General features: G+C 43.4%; 18 protein-coding genes. 12 read left to right on the plus strand and 6 right to left on the minus strand.

Annotated elements, in window-relative coordinates; translation table 11 throughout:
- Positions 1–27: 27 nt before the first annotated feature.
- The 4 genes from J2W55_RS09095 to J2W55_RS09110 form a co-directional block, all read right to left on the minus strand.
- Positions 28–279, minus strand: coding sequence for a hypothetical protein (locus tag J2W55_RS09095; RefSeq protein ID WP_310094634.1), 252 nt, complete (start codon positions 277–279; stop codon positions 28–30).
- Between the two features lie 90 nt (positions 280–369).
- The gene (locus J2W55_RS09100) at positions 370–852 is read right to left on the minus strand and encodes a gliding motility lipoprotein GldH (protein WP_310094638.1); all 483 of its coding nucleotides are present in this window, start codon (positions 850–852) and stop codon (positions 370–372) included.
- 2 nt (positions 853–854) lie between these two features.
- On the minus strand, positions 855–2,246 hold the full coding sequence (locus J2W55_RS09105) for a PSP1 domain-containing protein (protein ID WP_310094640.1): 1,392 nt from the start codon (positions 2,244–2,246) through the stop codon (positions 855–857).
- 2 nt (positions 2,247–2,248) lie between these two features.
- Entirely contained in the window at positions 2,249–3,394 is a 1,146-nt protein-coding gene (locus J2W55_RS09110) for a DNA polymerase III subunit (protein WP_310094642.1), read from the minus strand.
- Positions 3,395–3,560: 166 nt separating this feature from the next.
- On the opposite strand from J2W55_RS09110, the gene ruvX reads away from it, so the two are divergent.
- From ruvX to J2W55_RS09135, 5 genes are all read left to right on the plus strand, one after another.
- On the plus strand, positions 3,561–3,974 hold the full coding sequence (gene ruvX / locus J2W55_RS09115) for a Holliday junction resolvase RuvX (protein ID WP_310096475.1): 414 nt from the start codon (positions 3,561–3,563) through the stop codon (positions 3,972–3,974).
- Positions 3,975–4,276: 302 nt separating this feature from the next.
- On the plus strand, positions 4,277–4,915 hold the full coding sequence (locus J2W55_RS09120) for an O-methyltransferase (RefSeq protein ID WP_310094645.1): 639 nt from the start codon (positions 4,277–4,279) through the stop codon (positions 4,913–4,915).
- A 3-nt stretch (positions 4,916–4,918) separates the two neighbouring features.
- Positions 4,919–5,467 (plus strand): glycoside hydrolase family 73 protein, encoded by a 549-nt coding sequence (locus J2W55_RS09125; protein ID WP_310094648.1) that lies wholly within the window; start codon positions 4,919–4,921, stop codon positions 5,465–5,467.
- Between the two features lie 64 nt (positions 5,468–5,531).
- The gene (locus tag J2W55_RS09130) at positions 5,532–6,365 is read left to right on the plus strand and encodes a glucosaminidase domain-containing protein (RefSeq protein ID WP_310094651.1); all 834 of its coding nucleotides are present in this window, start codon (positions 5,532–5,534) and stop codon (positions 6,363–6,365) included.
- Positions 6,366–6,517: 152 nt separating this feature from the next.
- Positions 6,518–7,321 (plus strand): peptidase associated/transthyretin-like domain-containing protein, encoded by an 804-nt coding sequence (locus J2W55_RS09135; protein ID WP_310094653.1) that lies wholly within the window; start codon positions 6,518–6,520, stop codon positions 7,319–7,321.
- A gap of 48 nt (positions 7,322–7,369) precedes the next feature.
- On the opposite strand, the gene J2W55_RS09140 is transcribed toward J2W55_RS09135, so the two are convergent.
- Positions 7,370–8,806, minus strand: coding sequence for a DUF2142 domain-containing protein (locus J2W55_RS09140; protein WP_310094656.1), 1,437 nt, complete (start codon positions 8,804–8,806; stop codon positions 7,370–7,372).
- Between the two features lie 254 nt (positions 8,807–9,060).
- Between J2W55_RS09140 and J2W55_RS09145 the strand changes: the two genes are divergently transcribed.
- From J2W55_RS09145 to J2W55_RS09175, 7 genes are all read left to right on the plus strand, one after another.
- Entirely contained in the window at positions 9,061–10,083 is a 1,023-nt protein-coding gene (locus J2W55_RS09145; RefSeq protein ID WP_310094658.1) for a DUF3078 domain-containing protein, read from the plus strand.
- A gap of 156 nt (positions 10,084–10,239) precedes the next feature.
- Positions 10,240–11,568: a signal recognition particle protein gene (gene ffh, locus J2W55_RS09150; RefSeq protein ID WP_310094660.1), complete on the plus strand. Its 1,329-nt coding sequence runs from the start codon at positions 10,240–10,242 to the stop codon at positions 11,566–11,568.
- A gap of 111 nt (positions 11,569–11,679) precedes the next feature.
- Positions 11,680–13,416 (plus strand): RDD family protein, encoded by a 1,737-nt coding sequence (locus J2W55_RS09155; protein ID WP_310094663.1) that lies wholly within the window; start codon positions 11,680–11,682, stop codon positions 13,414–13,416.
- Between the two features lie 143 nt (positions 13,417–13,559).
- Positions 13,560–15,143: a M1 family metallopeptidase gene (locus tag J2W55_RS09160; RefSeq protein ID WP_310094666.1), complete on the plus strand. Its 1,584-nt coding sequence runs from the start codon at positions 13,560–13,562 to the stop codon at positions 15,141–15,143.
- 206 nt (positions 15,144–15,349) lie between these two features.
- A complete protein-coding gene (locus J2W55_RS09165; RefSeq protein WP_310094669.1) occupies positions 15,350–16,987 on the plus strand; it encodes a carboxylesterase/lipase family protein in 1,638 nt (545 codons plus the stop codon).
- 299 nt (positions 16,988–17,286) lie between these two features.
- Positions 17,287–17,667, plus strand: coding sequence for a hypothetical protein (locus J2W55_RS09170; RefSeq protein ID WP_310094671.1), 381 nt, complete (start codon positions 17,287–17,289; stop codon positions 17,665–17,667).
- A gap of 230 nt (positions 17,668–17,897) precedes the next feature.
- Positions 17,898–19,436, plus strand: coding sequence for a YifB family Mg chelatase-like AAA ATPase (locus J2W55_RS09175; RefSeq protein WP_310094674.1), 1,539 nt, complete (start codon positions 17,898–17,900; stop codon positions 19,434–19,436).
- Positions 19,437–19,495: 59 nt separating this feature from the next.
- On the opposite strand, the gene hisS is transcribed toward J2W55_RS09175, so the two are convergent.
- Entirely contained in the window at positions 19,496–20,884 is a 1,389-nt protein-coding gene (gene hisS, locus J2W55_RS09180) for a histidine--tRNA ligase (protein ID WP_310094677.1), read from the minus strand.
- Between the last annotated feature and the right edge of the window lie 84 nt (positions 20,885–20,968).

The following is a 20,968-nucleotide window of genomic DNA, read 5'->3' on the forward strand; positions in this document are numbered from 1 at the left end:
ACCCATTATCTACATTCGTAAATGTGATCAAGGGTTCCCGGCCGTATCCGCTTTAGGAACATTGGGCGAGGCCCCGGTGTTAGTGGTATCAGCTGAACCAGGAGTTGCTGCGCTATTGCCGGAAGCGGATGAAGTACCTATGCCCTGGGTACTATCTGCCGGGCCGCTATTACCCTTCGCGGCGCTGGTGTCGCTGTTACGATTGGTTTTATCAGTTCCGTTGCAGGCGCCTACAATGAGGCTGGCAGCTGCAAAAGCAATAATAATTAACTTTTTCATAGTTGATGTTTAATAAACTAACATCCACCCGCAGCATTGGTTCTGATTATTTGTTTTTAATGGGATTGATGAACACCAATCAGGGAAAGTTTACCTGGCCTTTTCTATTCTTAAGCCCACATCACTTACTTCATGCAAGGGGTTATCGCGCATGTTCTGTTCTATTTCAAAATGGTAAATGCCGGCGGCAGGAAATTTATAACCGGTTTTAAAAGGCATTTGGTAGCTGTATAAATTGCCAGATCCTTTGCCAAACCATTCGCCATCACGGCCGGCCAGTTTCAGCTCGTAACGGGTAACTTTTGCCTTACCGCCCGGAGTTGACTGATAAATGAGCACAAAAAGGTTTGAATACTTATAATTATCCGTTACGCGTAAATTCAAATAAAGGTTATAAGCGGCCTTATCGTCATCAATTTTGCAATCAAACTTAACCTTATTCACATATGACCAGTTATGGCTGGCTATGGCCGTATTGTTATCCATAACAGCATTTGGGTCGGTGCAGCTACCCAGCAGCATAATAAACAGAGCACATGCTGCCGGGTAAAAGATTTTTAAGGCCGGTTTCATGATCACTTGGTATCCGAAGGATTATTGTTGCGGTTATTTGGGTTAGGGCGGTTTGGCCTGTTTCGTCTGTTGTTGTTTTTATTTTCCTGTTGCGGTTTATTGCCTTGCGCCTGTGGCGGCCGGTTTCCCTGTTGTTGGGGCCTGTTTGCATCAGCAGTACCCTGTACCGGTTTTTCGGCAGACGGGGTTATGCCCGGGCGCACCTGGTTTGCCTGATTCCCCGAACGGTTATCGGTTGGCTGGCCCCCCGGTTTTTGGTTTTTATTGCGGTTTTTGTTTTTCTTTTGATTTTTATTGCGGCTGCGTTCGTCAAGCCTGGTTAAACTATCCTGTCCAACCACATTTTCATAATCAAGTACTTTTACCGGCTGGGTCTCAACTTCCACCAGTTCGCCAAGGTCAGCTGGGATAATGCCGTCTTTATTTTGCTGCTGAATTTCTTTTACCTTGCTAATAGGTAATGGAATCCATGATTCTTCGCGCGGGTAGCTAAACCACATGATCTTTTTAAATATATCGGTTTTTTGCAGGCGCGCCTCTCCCTTTTCAGTTTTAAGCACATTCACATTATCCGGAATATATTTAAGGGCATCCATATAAGTGTCCAGCTCATAATTTAAGCAGCACTTTAGTTTACCGCATTGCCCGGCCAGCTTTAAAGTATTTAATGATAAATTTTGATAGCGGGCGGCAGAGGTAGATACCGTTTTAAAGTCGGTTAGCCAGGTTGAACAGCAAAGTTCGCGGCCGCAGGATCCGATTCCACCCAGGCGACTTGCCTCTTGCCTCATTCCTATTTGCCTCATCTCAATACGGATGCGGAAGGTTTCGGCCATTTTTTTGATCAGCTCCCTAAAGTCAACGCGACCTTCGGCTGTATAATAAAACGTGGCTTTGGTTTTGTCGCCCTGGTAATCCACGTCGCTCAGCTTCATGCTCAGGTTAAGATCAAGTGCCAGCTTGCGCGATTTATGCATGGTTTCCCATTCCATATCTTTGGCCGCTTTCCATTTATCTACATCAGCAACGGTGGCTTTGCGGTATATTTTTTTTGCCACATCAGCTTCTTTAACATGGCGTTTCACCATTTGCATGCGCACCAGCTCGCCCGTTAACGATACGTGACCAATATCGTAACCACCAGTTGCGGCCTCAACAGCCACCAGGTCGCCGGCTTCCAGGTAAATATTATCGCTGTTTAAAAAAAACTCTTTTCGTGAGCCTTTAAACTTTATTTCAATAACCGGGAACGGCTTATAATTTGTAGGCATGTCCATATGGGCAAGCCAATCGTAAACATCTAATTTGCTGCAACCATTAGTAAGGCATGAACCATTACTTTTGCAGCCCGCAGGTGAGCATCCGCCCCCTGTTGAGCAACTTCCACAACCCATAGTTAATTTGGTATATATTGACTCCCCTGAGGGATGGTTTTTAAATTTAATATTTTTATAATCTGTAAAGATACATCTAAAAATAAAATTTTAGGATTTGCATTTCTCTCCACGTGATAATGAGCCTTTTCAAGCTCGGCACTTATATAGTTCGCTTTTGAAATATCAAGCACGCTGGTCATTTTTTGTGCGGTTTCAAGCTCTTTTGCAGGCAAATGCACCAGGCTGCCGGCACCGGCCATCAACAGGCAGCATTCGCGTATAAAGCTAATGCCATAGCGTAAAAAGTTTTTCTGATTTTCGCGGCCCATTTTGGCAAACTGATCAACAAAGGTTAAAACCTCAAGGCCTTTATTTGAAAAACAGAAACGTAGCCATTGCACAAAAAGGTTGTGGTACCCTTTGTTGTCCTGCTGCAGCATGGTTAAAGCCTCGGTTAAATTGCCATTGCTCAGGTAGGCTATTTCGGCAGCAGCATCTTCTGTTTGGTTATGCTGCGTTAGCAAATAGTCCTTCACTTCCTCATAACCAAGGCCGGGTATTTTTATTAATTGGGTACGTGATAAAATGGTATTTAATATCTGGTCCTGGTTTTGAGCCACCAGAATAAACAGCGTGTTTGGCTGTGGCTCCTCAATGATCTTTAGCAATGCATTTCCCTCTTTGTCAAGATACTCTGGCAACCAAAGGATCAATATCTTGTATACTGATTCAAAAGGCTTAAAGCTCAGTTTTTTTATGATCTGGTGACACTCGGCAATGTTGATATTGGCCTGCTTATTTTCAGCATCCAGGTACCCGCGCCAGGTGTCCAGGCTCATATACGGATTATTGGTAAAAGCATCGCGCCACTGCTCAATAAAGGTAAGCGCGGTATCGTCCTTATGTTTCGCAAAGAACGGATAGGAAAAATGCAGATCGGGGTGCATTAGCTTTTGATACTTTCGGCATGACGAACATTCGCCACAGGAATCATCGGGTTGCTTATTTTCGCACGACAGATATTGCGCGTAAGCAACAGCAAGCGCCAGGCTGCCCGAACCTTCGGGACCCAAAAATAACTGCGCATGACTTACCCGGTTCTCATTAACCGAGTTAATCAGTCGTTGCTTTATTGCTTCCTGTCCTACTATATCTTTAAACTGCATTTGGTGCAAAATAGCAATTAGATGTGAGATATAAGATATTGCGGGTTAGTTTTTAGATGTGGGATATGAGATATGGGGCGGAGATTGGTACGGCGGTCTCATTTTATATTATCAAACTAAAGCAAAAATCTGGCATCTCATGTCTCACATCTCCTATCTTTGTGCTATGAGAATAATGGCTTTTGATTACGGTACCAAGCGCATTGGCATAGCGGTTACCGATCCCATGCAGATCATAGCCACCGGGCTGGATACCATACACCCGCAATACATTATTGATTACCTGAAAAAGTACATGCAAACGGAGCCCGTTGAGCGCTTTATTGTAGGCGAACCCAAGCAGATGGATAATACGCCATCCCAATCGGCCATACACGTAAAAGGTTTTGTGAACCTACTCAAAAAAACATTCCCCGAGATTCCCATCGAAATGCTCGACGAGCGTTTTACCTCCAAAATGGCATCAGCTACCATAGCCCAAAGCGGAATGAACAAAAAGAACCGGCAAAATAAAGAACTGGTGGATACCATATCGGCCGTGATACTACTGCAAAGCTGGATGGACCGCAGATTATTTTGATGGTGTTGATGTAGCTGGAGCTTTGCATCTGTAGATGGTTTTTTGACGTGATGATTATTGCTTTGTTGCCTTGCTAATTTGTATTCATTTGTGATGAGTTTAATTGCAAATTTTCAAGAAAAATTTTTAATAAAAAGGAAAGAAATAGTATCCCCTAAATTAAGGGCTATCACTAAGAATGGCTGCAAATTAATGGTTAAAACGATTAAACAAACAATTAAAACGCGCTAATAATCAGTATTTTATAAAAAAAATTAGCTAAAGCAACGCCATCAAACCCATCAACGGGTTATCTTTGCGCCATGGATATTCTACCACATGACCTTCAGGCATACTTAGATAACCATTGCGATCCGGAGCCCGAAGCATTAAAAAAGCTCAACCGTGAAACGCATTTAAAGGTGCTCCGTCCGCATATGCTGTCGGGACATTATCAGGGCCGGCTGCTCAGTTTTTTGAGCAAAATGATACAGCCAAAACTCATTTTGGAGATAGGTACATTTACCGGTTATTCTGCAATTTGCCTGGCCGAAGGATTGGCCGAAGGCGGCACCCTCCATACCATTGAAGTGAACCGCGAAATGGAGGATATCATAAATTCACACTTTAAACTAACAAATGTTGAAAACAAAATAAAGCTGCATTTTGGCCAGGCAGAGACCATTATCGCTGATTTAAAGGAAGATAATTTTGATTTGGTGTTTATTGATGCCGACAAAAAGAATAATTATACTTACTTTCAAATGACATTTGATAAAGTGCGGTCCGGAGGTTTAATAATAATTGACAATGTTTTGTGGAAAGGAAAGGTATATGGCAACGAAAATGATGCCGATACCGAAAATATCCGCAAACTAAATGACCAGATAGCTGTTGACAGCAGGGTAGAAAAATTGATCCTGCCGGTACGCGACGGGCTGCTGGTTATCAGAAAAAAATAAATTATGAAGAAAATCTTACTGATTACAACACTGTTGATCTCAACATTAGCTGCTTCAGCTCAAAAAAACACTTCACAATCATATATCGAAAAATTTAAAGATGATGCCGTTCGTATCATGCACGAAACAGGAATTCCGGCAAGTATAGTGCTGGGCGTGGCCATGCATGAATCAGGATGCGGCAACAGCACCATAGCTCAAAATTTAAACAACCAGTTTGGCGTAAAAGGCGGTGGTGGCGCTGTTTATACCAAACACAACAAAAAGGTTCGTACGGCTTATAAAAAATATGATTCGGTTATGGATTCGTTCCAGGATTTTGCCCGCATCATGACCGAGCGCAAGCAGTTTAGCCACCTGGCCGATGCGCTTAGCCATTATGATTATTTAGGCTGGGCAAAAGGAATACAACGCAGCGGGTATGCAAGCAGCCGTAAATGGGCATCGCAGGTATTGGGCATTATTAAAAAGTACGACCTGCATGATCTCGACGAAAAACCTGCAGAACAACCCAGAACTCCAAATCAGCCTCAATTAGCAGAAACAAATTAATAAATACAATTTATAAATCTTATTTTGGCATATTTTATTTAAACCCACATAACGGTTTAGCTGTATGCAAAAACTAATTTATTTATTATTTATAGCCACGATTTGTTTTAGCTCGTGCTCATCAAGAAAAGGAACACTTTCAAACGGCCAGGCCCGCCGCAATAATAACAGCATCAAAAAAGGCAAACGTGATGCTATAGCCAACTACCAGTCATATACTTCTCTGTCATATATTGACCGCTTTAAAGATATTGCCATACAGGAAATGAATCAGTATGGCATACCCGCCAGTATTACTCTTGCACAGGGTTTATTTGAATCGGGCAGCGGCAACAGCGAGCTCGCCCGGGTGGCCAACAACCATTTCGGCATTAAATGTACCAGTGAGTGGAGGGGAAAAAGCTATTATAAGGATGATGACAGCGCCAATGAATGTTTCAGGGTATATGATAACCCCGACGATTCTTATCGTGACCATTCCGCGTTTTTAAAACGGAAAAACTATGCGAAGCTATTTGAGTTGGATAAGAATGATTATGAGGGTTGGGCCCGGGGATTAAAAAAGGCCGGGTATGCTACAAACCCTAAATATCCCGAACTGCTTATTAACATTATTGTAAAGTATAACCTTGACCAGTATGATCGGTCGGAAGGTGAGATAGCCAAAATTAAACGCGAAGACCGCGTGCTTTCGCAGATCAACGACAGCATTGGGAATACAAATACAGATACGCTTACTAAAACCAGGCCCGACGATAAAATATATACCGTTAAAACGGGCGACACACTATACAACATATCAAAACGTTTTGGGATAACAGTTGATGAGCTAAAAGCGTTAAATAGTATTGCCGATGACCATATTGCCATTGGCCAAAAGCTTATAGTGGTGAAGTAGGGAAAAGGATAAGGATCCAAGAAAAGGAAGCGAATGTTCTCTAAATCCTTTGGTATCGGGGCATTTTGTTTTAAGCTGTCCCTTGCGGGCGAGTTGGGCTATACCTTCCTTTCTTAAAAACCCTGTAAAGCTGTTAATTGTTGTTAAATAGTATGAGTAAGCACTGCCGAACGTTTATTTTTGGCACCACCATGAAAATATGGATGCTTTTAATTTTTAGCACATTATCAGTAAAGGTTTTTGCCCAGCAAAAAACCATTGTTGATGGTATTGTGTTTGATAAGGATAGCAAAAGTCGCATAGCGAAAGTAAATGTGCGCAACGTTACTACAGGAAAGTCGGTTTATAACACTTTTAAGGGCGAGTTTAATATTGATGCCAAACCCGGCGACGTATTGGTTTTTACCAAGCCCGACCACTACCCCGATACCTTGAAGGTACAAAATAACGCTTCATTGGCAGTTTATATGAAGCGCTCGGCTATACAACTTAAAGAGGTTATTGTGCGCGATACTATGCTCAATCCGCAAAAACAACTGGAGGCCACCAAAAGGGATTATACTAAAATTTACGGATCGCTGGATAACCACAACGTGCTTTCGGTAACCCCAGGGCTGGGAGCCGGTATTGGTATTGATGCCTTATGGAACTCACTGAGCCGCAGCGGCCGCAACGCCGGGCACCTGCGCGAAATAATAGAACGTGATTACCAGCAAAATGTGATAGATTACCGGTTTAACCGAACCTATGTAGGTAGTATAACGCAATTAAAAGACCAGCAGCTTACAGATTTTATGCAGCGGTACCGTCCGGGTTACTACCAGGTGAAAACGGCAAGCGATTACGAATTTATTACCTCTATAAAAGCCAATTTGAAAAGATTTTTAAGAACGCCGCGCAAATATGAGCTGCCGCAATTGATTACCCCCAAGACAGAAGATCTGGATAAAAAATAATCGCTGTTAGTATTTATAACCAGTTTCGAACCCTGTTTCCCGTTATTATTAACAGTAGTATCTTGATATCAATAATTGTATTAAGCTTATCAGGGTAAATAGAGGGAATAACAAGATCAAGGAATAGAGAACCATTTTAAGCTTATTTAATTTATCTGGAACTGCCGAACCGCACAACGCCAGTGCAAGAAATGGAAAAATGGGTAAAAGGTACCGACCCTGCATCCCATTTAAAACAGGAGAGTCTAAAGCCGTCCAGGTAATGTATTGAACAGTCATTAGGGCGACTATGGTTATTATTACACCTGTAAGAGCAGCAACCCGCAGCCAAAAATGATTATCCGTTTTAAACCGGGCATTCATAACAAACCCCAAAACAAGGATTAAAAAAGCGGTAAAGTAATAAAATAAGGTAAAGGAGGTATCGAGCCAGCCTAAAATACCGATAAACGAACGGATATTTGCCAGAACCGCCACCTTATCAATATCAAAGAACATTCTTAAAAAATTTAAAGGATGTTGAAGAATATGCAGCGCCTGTAATTTAGCGTTTATCCGAAGCGAAGGTGGCGCAAATATTACAGACAAGTTTGCGTGGTCAAGATAAAGCCATGTTGCAATGACAAGAAAAGGAACTCCTAAAAGCGCAACTTTTACTTTGGGCTTCATGCTGAGAAATAAAAAAACAACCGCGCATAAAGCATAAGGTGGTTTGGCCATCCCTATTAGGCTCATCAGTATAATAAGGGTGAAAATTTGCCACCTCTGATATTTAGGAACGGCATGAAATTCGGCCCGATCAATAATTGCCACTAAAAGAAAAGCGCAGCTAATTAAAATAGCATCCTGGCTAACCGATGCAAATAGCTCAATGACCATGGGGAACAGCAAAACAATAAAAAGTAAAATCTTACTTCGCTTAGCCAGCAATAATGCAAAAAAGCTGAGCGTTACGGCCAACGCGGCGTTTAAAAGCCGGGCTATAAAAAGCGTACGGATAACAGACAAGTGAAGCAGCTTACCCAGGGCGGTACCCAAAGCAGGCATCAGGTAAACCACAGGGGGATAAATGGCGGTATTACCAAAATTAAAATAGGTAATGCCGGTACCCCATTTAATTTGCCTGGCAGCAAAAAACATATTGTCAGTTACTTTAACATTGGCCTGTGCCTCTACCGGGGAAAAAATGCTGGCTGCTGCAATTATACTTGCGTCGGCCTTGAACCCGCCGGGAGTGGGGTACAGTACTAGAGAATCGGCAGGAATGGCTGTTTTTACGGCATTTGTGTCGTATTGGTGATGAAAAGCAGGGATAGGTTCCATCCTCGAAACCTGTTCGGCCCGCAGAAAATGGTTGGGCTCGTCCGGGTTTTGAAACGGCGGTATCAGGGCCGCGGTCACAAGAACCATCGGTATCGCATAAAGCAGATAAATATAATGTAGTCGTTGCAGCAGATTTGTATACGTAACGACAGGGTTAAACATCAGGTAGAATTTTAACATTTAATAGTACGGGGGCAAAACTAATCATATTAAGTACAAACCACCGAAGAACGTTATTAACGTTTTTATAGGTGAAAATTATGCAAACAAGGATTGTTTTTTTGAATGATAAAAGGGCAGCCGCGTATTTTTACGCGTGTAATAATTTGCCGTAAATGTTTATTTATTTAAAACCATCTGTTAACATTTTTTATTAATGTGTTATAAAAGGAGATTTTTGCTTTAATTTGTTTACTATGATTAAAACCAGACTTGGACTATTTTTCCTGGTATCAATTACCTGCGGCATTCAAGCCAAAGCACAACAAACAGATTCTTTGAAGCGCGACACTGTTAAGATTGACACCGCGCAGATCAACAAACTCAGGATCGATTCCCGTAAAAATGCCATCCCTACCCGCGTAAGGCCAATACAGATACAAAGGGCCCAGGTTCCGTTAAACATGCTTGATTATAAGGTGATATATTGGAAAAAGGCGGTTACTTTTGGCCTTAATTTCAGCCAGTCGGCTTTCAGTAACAATTATGCAGCCGGGGGTGTAAATGCTGTAGCCTTAGGGACAAACTTTATTTACCACACGGAGTACAACAAGGCACCGTTCAGCTATGTTTCTGAGCTGAACCTTACCTACGGGGTATCAAAAAATAAAGGTCAGGGTAAACGCAAAACCAATGATCGTATCTATTTCGATAATAAGATAGCCTCACAATTATCGGCACACTGGTACCTTTTTGGTTCACTTACGTTTGAGTCGCAGTTTGATAAAGGGTTTAACTATGTAGATATGGGTAACGGCGTAATAAACGCGCAGTATATCTCCAATTTTATGTCGCCGGGCTATTTAACAGAGGCGCTCGGTTTTGAGTACAAGCCCGCCCCCTATTTTGACCTTCGTTTGGGCACCGGTACCGCCAGGCAAACCTTTGTTTTAGATCACTCCATTCACAAATACCAAACAGATAATTATGGTGTGGATACCCTAAAAACGGTTAAAAACGATCTGGCGTTCCAGATGGTGGCGTTGTTTGACAAGGATATCATGAAAAATGTTCACTTAAACACGCGTTACGCGTTGTTTATACCTTATGGGCAGGAGCTTAAATATATAACCCACCGTATTGACCTGGTATTATCAGCCCGAGTAAACAGGCTGATAAATGTTACCATCAACGGAACGATGCTTTATGACAGGCACACCGCTAAAGATGTGCAGGCAACAGAAGGCCTTGCATTGGGGATGCTGTACAGGTTCCCATAAGATATTGTGTGAAATTTGCTAATACACAGCAGCCCGGTATCCTCAACAAAGGTACCGGGCTGTTATGCATTTCAAATGCGTTTCCTAAATTAATTCACGGATATATTTCAAAATCATACCTTTGTAACCTTTAAAAGATTAAAGTACTTTATTATAATGTTTGAAAATCTTTCGGATAAACTCGACAGGGCGTTCAAGGTCCTGAAAGGACAGGGAACTATTACTGAAATAAACGTGGCCGAAACCATGAAGGAGATTCGCAAAGCCCTTCTTGATGCCGACGTTAACTATAAAACCGCCAAAGCATTTACCGATGAGGTAAGGCAAAAGGCTTTAGGCCAGAATGTACTGACTGCCATTTCGCCGGGCCAGTTGCTAACTAAGCTCATGAATGATGAGCTTGCCGAACTAATGGGTGGTACCACAGCCGAACTTAATTTTCCGGCTACGCCAACCATTATATTAATAGCAGGCCTTAACGGTGCCGGTAAAACCACCTTTACCGGTAAACTGGCTAACTACTTAAAAACACAAAAAAATAAGAAGCCACTACTGGTTGCTGATGATATTTACCGCCCCGCGGCTATTGACCAGCTGGAAGTTTTAGGCCAGCAGATAGGCATCCCGGTGTATGCTAACCGCGAATCGAAAGATCCTGTTGCTATAGCCCGCGAAGGTATTGCGCTTGCCAAACAGAACGGACACAACGTTGTGATCATTGATACCGCCGGCCGTTTAGCTATTGACGAGGCTATGATGGTGGAGATTGAGCAGGTAAAAGCAGCGGTTAACCCGCACGAAATATTGTTTGTGGTTGATTCCATGACCGGTCAGGATGCGGTGAATACGGCCAAAGTGTTTAATGACCGCCTTGATTTTACCGGCGTGGTGTTAACCAAGCTTGATGGTGATACCCGCGGTGGCGCTGCCCTGTCAATTAAATCGGTAGTTAACAAGCCGATTAAATTTATTGGTACCGGCGAAAAGATGGAAGCGCTTGATGTTTTCCATCCCGACCGTATGGCTTCCCGTATTTTGGGTATGGGCGATGTGATTTCCCTTGTTGAACGCGCCCAACAACAGTTTGACGAGAAAGAGGCCGCCGAGCTGCAAAAGAAGATCCGCAAAAACAAATTTGACTTTAACGATTTTTACAGCCAGATACAGCAGATCAAAAAAATGGGCAACATGAAAGATCTGATGGGAATGATACCGGGCGTAGGGAAAATGATGAAAGATGTGGAGGTTGATGACAACGCTTTTAAAGCCATCGAAGCCATTATACAATCAATGACCCCGTTTGAAAAGGAAAATCCTGAAACAATAAATCAAAGCCGCCGGAGCCGCATAGCCAAAGGCTCTGGCACCGATCTGCAGGAGGTAAACCGCCTTATGAAGCAGTTTGATGATATGAAAAAGGTAATGAAGCAAATGAGCAACCCTGCGGCAATGGCCAGCATGATGCGTAGGATGCCGAAGATGTAATATAAGTTTTATTAAGACATATAAAAACGCCGCTTGCTAAACAAGCGGCGTTTTTATTTTCTTTATCTGTCCGGCATTGTTGTTACTTTTATATCAGATAAACTTAACCTTATGCTAAAAAAGCAACTTTCTGCAAAAAGTGTGGTAATTATATGTTTTGCAGTACCCATATTGGGCTTCCTGTCCGAAATATATAACAGAAACTATAGCTATTTTATCGGCGCGGCATCAGACCTGGCAAGCTCGTTAAACTTAAGCTGGTTTAACCTATGGCATAGCATTTTTTCAAACATCAATGTTTTTAATTGGATCTTTTACTTCCTGATGCTATTGGGTGCGATATTTTTGGTTGCTTCAAAAGGAAAAGAAACAAGGCTGCCGCGGTTTGGCTTTGCGCTCATCATATTTCACAAAGCGCTTTTTTCGGCGTATGCTATTTATACGTTATTTGCAAGCACATTGAGTCACCGGCTTAGTGGAACCATTTTGTTTTATGTGCTCTATATGCTAAGCCGCCTGGTCTGGATCTGGCTGGCCTGGAAAGTGCTGGAATATTTTAATAAACAAAAAGAGCTGGAAACTCAAACCGATACTTATGGCGACGAGGTATCAACCAGTTATGTTAGTGCATCGCGGCAGCAGCGATTCATGAACCTGCTGATAGATATGTTTATGGGGATATTGCTTTTTTCGGTATTGATCGAATCGCTTGTTTATCGCGATCTGCATGCCAATATATTAGTGAAGCTTTATAATGTTGTGGGCGAGAAATTTACGCTGATAATTGTTATCGCAGTTTGCAGACTGTTATATTACATTCCGTTCGAATTGCTTACTGGTGCCACACCGGCCAAATATTTTACCGAAACGCGTGTAATTAACAACGAGGGGGAGAAACCCGGTTTTGGTGCTGTTTTGAAACGATCCTTGGCCAGGTTTATCCCTTTTGAAACTTTCTCGTTTTTAATGAGAGATAATGGATGGCATGATCGCATTTCGGGAACGGCGGTGATCAGGGAAAAACGAACCGGCGTTAACGGCGGAAGGTATTTGCTGATCATACCTATTGGCCTGATGCTTTGGGGCCTGGGCTATTGGAGTATGGAGTGGTATAAGGATTATAAGGAAAGAACCGAATATGAAGTCGCGCAGCAACGGATGAAAACCGATATGCTGGATAAACTGGAAAAGATCAACACGAACGATTTTTTTGAATTGAGATCGCTTGGATCAGATTATTACGGAGGAGCGCCGATATTGTTAAAAGTAGAAAAGATTGCGGGCGATGACGTAGCCTTCTCGGTAATACCTTTAAACACCAATAGCAGCCGAACGGTTAGCCATACCGATATCGAGCGCACTTACGAAATGTTTAAGGATCAGAACATCTATAAAAAAGTTTCATTCAAAAAACAAGCTCTGCGCCAGGCGGTAAGATCTCCGCGAAGCCGGGAAACTGAAGCAAACCTGGGGCTTTTAATTGGTGACAGGTATTATTATATCGGCAGTATTGACAGGTATTACGAAGCCAATATCAAATTGAGTGACAGGATTAGCTGGGGGCCGCATCATATTGATATTGCCCTGCTGAGCGTTGGCTGGGCTGCAGATGTTACGAAAATAAGCGCTGAAGAAGGCGATATCAAATTCAGCACTTTTGCACCGCTGCATTTACCATCAAAAGGATATGGTGGCTCGGGCTATTTGTTCCAGATCATGGGAGAAATGGAAAACGGAAACGATTTTAAGATCAATTTAACTTTACGCGATACGTTGGGGCGTAAGCAGGTTTACCAATTGAGCGGAAATTGTAACGACAAGAACAAGGTTTTAACGAGGTTGAAATAAGCTAGTTATTTTTATTGGCTATCGGGTTAATGTAACGTTTTACCAACGTTAAAAAATATGATTGTCCGCAGGGATGTACAGATAGATAACAGCCTGTTTTTATTTAGCTTTGTTGCTGTACAATACAATTTTGAAGGAAGCTTATGCGCAGGATATTTCCAGTTCTTTTATCGTTACCAACCCTTTTTACTGTTCCGGCTCATGCCCAGGTTCCCGGGGCAGCTATTGATGTACAGCATTATACATTTGCCCTGCAGCTTAATGATGTTAATAACAACATTAAAGGCCAGGCTACCGTTGCTATCAAATTTCTCAAGAATACAGGCGAATTTAATTTGAACCTTGTTAAAAAGAATAGCACCGGTAAGGGGATGCTGGTATCGGCCGTTACCGAAAATGGTAAAAAGCTGAAGTTTGTGCAGGATAGTGACGCAGTTAAAATATATGCCGGAGCAAAGCTAAACAGCATCCACAGCTATAAATTAAGTTATGCCGGCGTACCTGCCGATGGGCTCATCATATCAACCAATAAATTTGGCCATCGTACCTTTTTTGGTGATAACTGGCCCAACCGCGCGCATAACTGGCTGCCCTGTGTTGACCATCCGGCCGATAAGGCAACGGTTGAATTTGTGGTTACCGCGCCAGATCATTACCAGGTGATATCAAACGGCTTGAAAATAAAAGAGCAAACACTGCCTGGTCATGCAAAGCTAACCCACTGGCGTGAAGCCGCCCTGCTGCCAACCAAGGTTATGGTGATTGGCGTGGCGAATTTTGCCATTGGCCACCCAGGCAATGTTGGCAAAATACCGGTATATACCTATGTGTTCCCCGAGAATAAAGAAGCCGGATTTAAAAGTTATGCTGTAGCCAAAGAGATTTTACCCTTTTTTATAGAAAAGGTTGGTCCGTACAGCTATGAAAAGCTGGCCAATGTACAGTCAAAAACCATATTTGGCGGCATGGAGAACGCCAGCGCCATATTTTATTTTGAGGAATCGGTTAATGCGCCGGGTATTGAAGAGCTAATGGCGCATGAAATTGCGCATCAGTGGTTTGGCGATGGCGCCAGCGAAAAAAACTTTTGGCACCTGTGGCTTAGCGAGGGCTTTGCAACGTATATGACCAACTTGTACCTCGAGAATAAATACGGTGCCGATACCCTGAGGAAGCGCTTAACTCTTGACAGAAAGATGGTATTGCGCTTTGAGCAAAAACGGCTTACCCCGGTGGTTGACACGGCTGTTAACAGCAACTATATGCAGCTACTTAATGACAACAGCTACCAGAAGGGCGGCTGGGTATTGCACATGCTGAGGCGCAAGCTGGGCGACAATCTGTTTTGGAAAGGCATCCGTAACTACTATGCAAAATATCGCGGCGGTAATGCCAATACTGATGACCTGCGACAGGTAATGGAACAAACCAGCGGGCAGGACCTCAAACAATTTTTTAACCAATGGCTGCGCACCGCGGGCCACCCTGATCTGAGCATAACCTGGCATTATGACGCCGATAAAAATATAGCTGATATTAACATTGTACAGAAACAGGCCATCGTTTATGAGTTCCCGTTACAGGTAACTTTAGACGGAGAACTGCACAACATCAGCATAAAAGATAAAACAACAACGGTGCAATTCCCAGTAAAGGCAAAGCCAACAACTGTAATTGCCGATCCTGACGTTAATTTGTTAGGTTCTTTTGAGGTAACGGCCAATTAATTGCTGTACAATAATTTGCAGGAAAAAAATGTTTTGCGGCATTGGGAAATAAAAATTTATAATTATCATTGTGTAAAACCTACACAATGATAATTCAGATGGTTAGCCGGTAGCCTATCAGTCAAACTTTATCTGTAATATCATGTGGTTTTCTGTTATTCGAACTAAAGGATAATTATAAACCAATTATATAAACCAGATAAGTCATGAAAAAAGTCTCCAAATTTTGGGCTGTCTTAGCCATGTGTTTTTTACCCACTTATGGCTTTTGCCAAAGTAAAAGTAATGACGCCATTATTGCCGGCGACGATGTAGCCGTAACCAGTACCGATAACGGGCAGGTTCGCGGTTACATTCACAACGGAATGTTTAATTATAAAGGCATACCCTACGCGCAGGCCAAACGTTTTATGCCGCCCGAAAAGCCCGCGTCATGGCAGGGCGTTCGTGCCTCGCTGGTATATGGTGCGGTTTGCCCAATTGATGCCACCACAACGGTTATTGATCCTATTGAATTTGCTTTTCAGCATAACTGGGGTTATATGAACGAAGATTGCCAAAAGCTCAACATCTGGACACCCGGCATCAATGATCAAAAAAAGCGGCCCGTAATGGTTTGGCTGCATGGCGGCGGCTTTAGCGCGGGCTCGGCTATTGAGCTGCCCTCTTATGATGGCGAAAACCTGAGTAAAAAAGGCGATGTTGTAGTGGTATCCATTAACCATCGTTTAAACGCGCTGGGCTTTTTAAACCTGTCGGCCTATGGCGATAAATACAAAGCATCGGCCAATGTGGGCATGATGGATATTGTGGCCGCCCTACAGTGGGTAAAGCAAAATATAGCCAGTTTTGGCGGCGACCCTGATAATGTAACCATCTTTGGCCAGTCGGGAGGCGGTGCAAAGGTAGGCACACTCATGAATGCACCATCGGCAAAAGGGTTGTTTCAAAAGGCTATTATTGAGAGCGGCAGTTATCGCAGCGATTTTATGACTGCCGATGTGTCCAAACGGATTGGTGCGGCAGTGATGGAGGTTTTAAATTTACAACCCGCACAGGTTGATTCGTTACAAACCATGTCGTATGAGCGCCTGAGCGCTGCCTGCAAAAAAGCGTTTGCAAAAGTTCAGCAGCAGCTAAAAACAGAAGGCAAGGCTGTTGGCGCATTTGGCCTGATGTGGGAACCAAGTGTTGACGGCAGCTTTTTACCCTACAACATGACCGACCCTGCTGCTATTGAGCTTTCAAAAAATATCCCGTTGCTGGTTGGTTCAACCAAAACAGAATTTATGGCTTCGATGATTAACCCTGCCATCAGGAAGTTTACCATGGACGAAGCCAAAGCATACCTGCAAAAAAAATATGGTGATAAAACCGATGCCTATATAGCCGAAGTAAACAAAGCATATCCCAATACGGTAAAACCATCCGACTATATTGACATTGACCTTACTACTTTCAGGCCGGGCGTGGTGCGGCAGGCAAATGCCAAATCGGCGGTGGCTGGTGCAGCACCTGTTTACATGTACCAGTTTGCTTGGCAATCGCCGGTTATGGATGGCATGTACAAATCAATACACTGTATTGATATACCATTTGAGTTCGATAATATTAAACGCTGTGAAGAAATGACAGGCGGCGGTAAAGAAGCCTATGCCCTTGCCGCTAAAATGAGCCAGGCGTGGATAAACTTTGCCCGTACCGGTAACCCCAATGCCAAAGGGTTGCCCAGCTGGCCGGCCTACACGCAGCAAAATGGAGCCGCCATGTTGTTTGATAACCAGTCGGTTGTAAAGCAAAATAATGATAAAGTGCTGCTTGAAATGGCCGCCACCGCAAAATAAAGCTTGTTTTGGAATTAAAAAGGGCCGGTTTTAACCGGCCCCTTTTTGCATGCGATAGGTGCATACTCCCTACCAACACACCGTGTTTATTTTTAATTTAACCAGTTTTTGCAGGTATTATTTGCATTGTTCACATCATACAACTCCACTTATTACAATTTTTGTCTTTTTAAGCAAAACCTATCTAAATCAATATTATTTATAAAAATTGCGCAATAAAATTTTATGATTTGCCGTTATATCAATATATAATACTTTATATTTACTATAACTGATTATTTACCTTAAACCACAGCATTATGAACACTGCAAGATTTTATAAATCCGTGTATGTAAGTTTTTACCGGTGGACCTTCAAAAATTTCGGACAAGGCAGCTTACCTCGTTTCAACTCACTTTTTGGGGTGAGTTTCCTGATGATCATTTTATTGACGAATTTGATGCTGTTGGCCCAGCTTTGTTTAAGATCGGGCTGGTTTAGCGTTAGTGAAACTATGGGTACAGCTATTTTATTGGGCGCTGTTGGCGCTTTGCTGCTCAATCATTTTATATTGCTGAACAATAAACGATTAAAAAAGCTCAATGTCGCTTTTGAAAAAATGAGCAGACGGCATCAAAATGTATGGTCGGTTATGGTGCTGGCCAGCGTAATTGTTTCCTGCGGACTTTTACTGTTTTAAAATACAGTACAGGAGATCCCGGTAAAAAGCAATTAATATCGAATAATGAATTTTGAACACCGAATACTGAAGGTTTTTACTTTGGTGTTCGGTGTTTTTCTTTTATGGGCATCCTGCATTCGATGTTCAATATTTAGCCAGGATTTTCCCTCGCCGATATTTAATATTCCCACTCCTTTTTCACCTCCATAAAAAATATTTATCTTTCGCTTTGATTTAAACTTATCACAGTGTTGGTTAAAACTTTTGGGAGCGCGGTTTATGGTATCGAAGCTATTACCATAACAGTTGAGGTAAATATTGCAGCAGGGACCAAATATTTTATTGTTGGCTTGCCCGATGTGGCCGTAAAAGAGAGCTATTTTCGTATCGAATCGGCATTGAAGAACTGCGGATTCAGGATGCCGCGCCAGCAGGTTGTAGTAAACATGGCCCCTGCCGATATTAAAAAGGAAGGGTCATCGTATGACCTTACCATCGCCACAGCCGTTTTAGCTGCCTCTGGCCAGATGGAATCCGAAAACCTTGATAAGTATATCATCATGGGCGAACTATCGCTTGATGGCAGCCTGCAGCCTATTAAAGGGGCGCTCCCCATTGCCATACAGGCACGTAAGGATGGTTTTAAAGGGTTTATACTGCCCAAACAAAACGCCCGTGAAGCCGCTATTGTGAACGACCTGGAAGTGTACGGGGTGGAAAATATTAAAGAGGTAGCAGGCTTTTTTAATGGCGATATAAGTATTGAACCCGAGGTAGTGAACACCCGCGAGGAATTTTATAACAGCCTGAGTAATTATGACAGCGATTTTAGCGAGGTAAAGGGCCAGGAAAATATTAAACGCGCGCTGGAAATTGCCGCCGCGGGCGGGCACAATGTAATATTGATCGGTCCTCCGGGTGCTGGTAAAACCATGTTGGCCCGCAGGCTGCCCTCCATATTGCCGCCGCTAAGCCTGTATGAATCATTAGAGACCACCAAAATACACTCCGTGGCCGGTAAGCTGGCTGCTGCCGATGCGCTGGTTACGATAAGGCCTTTTCGTTCGCCGCACCACACCATCAGCGATGTGGCTCTTGTTGGCGGCGGCGGTAACCCGCAGCCCGGCGAAATTTCGCTGGCGCACAATGGGGTATTGTTTTTAGATGAGCTGCCCGAGTTTAAACGCAGTGCCCTTGAGGTAATGCGCCAGCCGCTTGAAGAGCGCCGGGTAACGATATCGCGGGCCAAATTTACGGTGGATTATCCATCGAGCTTTATGCTGGTAGCCAGTATGAACCCCTGCCCCTGCGGGTATTATAATCATCCCGAAAAAGAATGTATTTGCCCTCCGGGGATGGTGCAGAAATATTTGAGTAAAATATCGGGCCCGCTGCTGGACAGGATAGACCTGCACGTGGAGGTAACGCCGGTAAACTTTAATGAATTATCGTCAGACCGTGCGGCAGAAAAAAGCGAGCTGATCCGCGAACGGGTGATCAAAGCGCGTGAGGCACAGGTTGAGCGTTTTGGCAACCGGCCTGATTTGCACGCTAACGCCCAGATGAGCCCACAAATGGTGCGCGACCTTTGTAAAATAGATGCTGCGGGCCAAACATTGCTTAAAAGGGCTATGGAAAAATTGGGCCTGTCGGCCAGGGCTTATGACCGGATTCTGAAAGTATCACGTACCATTGCCGACCTTGCCGGAAGCGAAGAGATCAGGCTGGAACATTTGGCCGAGGCTATACACTTCAGAAGTTTGGACAGAGAAGGCTGGGCAGGATAATATGGCGGAGACAAGGCAAATAGGACAACAAGGTGCTATTCCGTGTCTGCGTTGTACGATCAAATAGTTGCCCGGTTATCTACCAGTTTTTCCACAATCTCTTCGGCGGTAAGTTTTTCCTGGTTGCCGGTGGTCATGTTTTTAAAGGAAAGCAGGCCGCTTTGCATTTCGTCGCTGCCAATTACTACCGTGTAGGGAATATTTTTATTATTGGCATACTCCATTTGCTTTTTGATCTTGGCCCCCGCCGGATATAGTTCGGCATTGATATTTTGGCGGCGCAACTGCTGTAACAGCGGCAAGCCATATTGTTCGCCCGCGGCATCAAAATTACAGATGAGTACCTGTGTGCTCTGGTTAGCCGCCGCCGGGAAAAGGTTAAGCTCTTCCATTACATCATAAATACGGTCGGCGCCAAAGGAGATACCCACCCCCGTTAATCCCTTAAGCCCGAACATGCCGGTAAGATCGTCATAACGGCCGCCGCCACCTATACTACCCATATTTACCTCATTGGTTTTAACCTCGAATATGGCGCCTGTATAATAGTTTAATCCGCGGGCAAGGGTAATGTCCAGCTCCAGTTTGGCAGTTTGCAGCGGACAGCTTTTTATATAATTAAATACGGTTTCAATTTCGTCGCAACCTTTCAGACCGGTCTCTGAATCGGCAAGTGCTTCGCGCAGGCTTTGCAGTTTTTCGGTATTGGAGCCTTCCAGTAAAATAACCGGTTTTATTTTTTCAATATCAGCCTGGGTAAAACCGCGTTCCAGCAGTTCTTTGATCACGCCATCAAGCCCTATCTTATCTAATTTATCTATGGCAACGGTTAGGTCGATGATGTTATCAGCTTTATCTATAATTTGAGCAATCCCCGATAGTATTTTCCTATTATTGATTTTTATACTGAAATCTTTTAGTCCGAGCTTACCAAGGGCTTCGTCATAGATCATGATAAACTCTGCCTCGTTCAGTAAAGAATCGGAGCCAACCACATCGGCATCGCACTGGTAAAACTCACGGTAACGGCCACGCTGCGGACGGTCGGCACGCCAAACCGGCTGCACCTGAAACCGCTTGAACGGAAAAGTGATCTCGTTCTGGTGCTGTACCACATACCGCGCAAAAGGCACGGTAAGGTCATAACGAAGGGCTTTTTCGGAGATGTCGGAAGTTATGAGTTGGGAGTTGTGAGTTGTGAGCTTTTCCGGATTTACCTTGGCCAAAAAATCGCCACTATTCAGGATCTTAAAAATCAGCTTATCGCCCTCATCGCCATATTTACCGGTCAGGGTAGATGAGTTCTCCATCGTTGGGGTTTCTATCTGCTGGTAGCCATATTTGCGGAACACACTTTTAATGGTGTCAAAAATATAGTTACGTTTCACCATTTCGGTAGGTGAAAAATCGCGGGTGCCTTTGGGTACAGATGGTTTGATGGATGCCATGCGGCAAATGTACAAAAAAGCAAATTATGCGTTAATTTTTAGTTTTTTTGTTCAAAAACGCACGCTTTTTGCACTTTTACATGC

Origin of the sequence: Mucilaginibacter pocheonensis (assembly GCF_031456535.1) — a bacterium.
Taxonomy (GTDB): Bacteria; Bacteroidota; Bacteroidia; order Sphingobacteriales; family Sphingobacteriaceae; genus Mucilaginibacter; species Mucilaginibacter pocheonensis.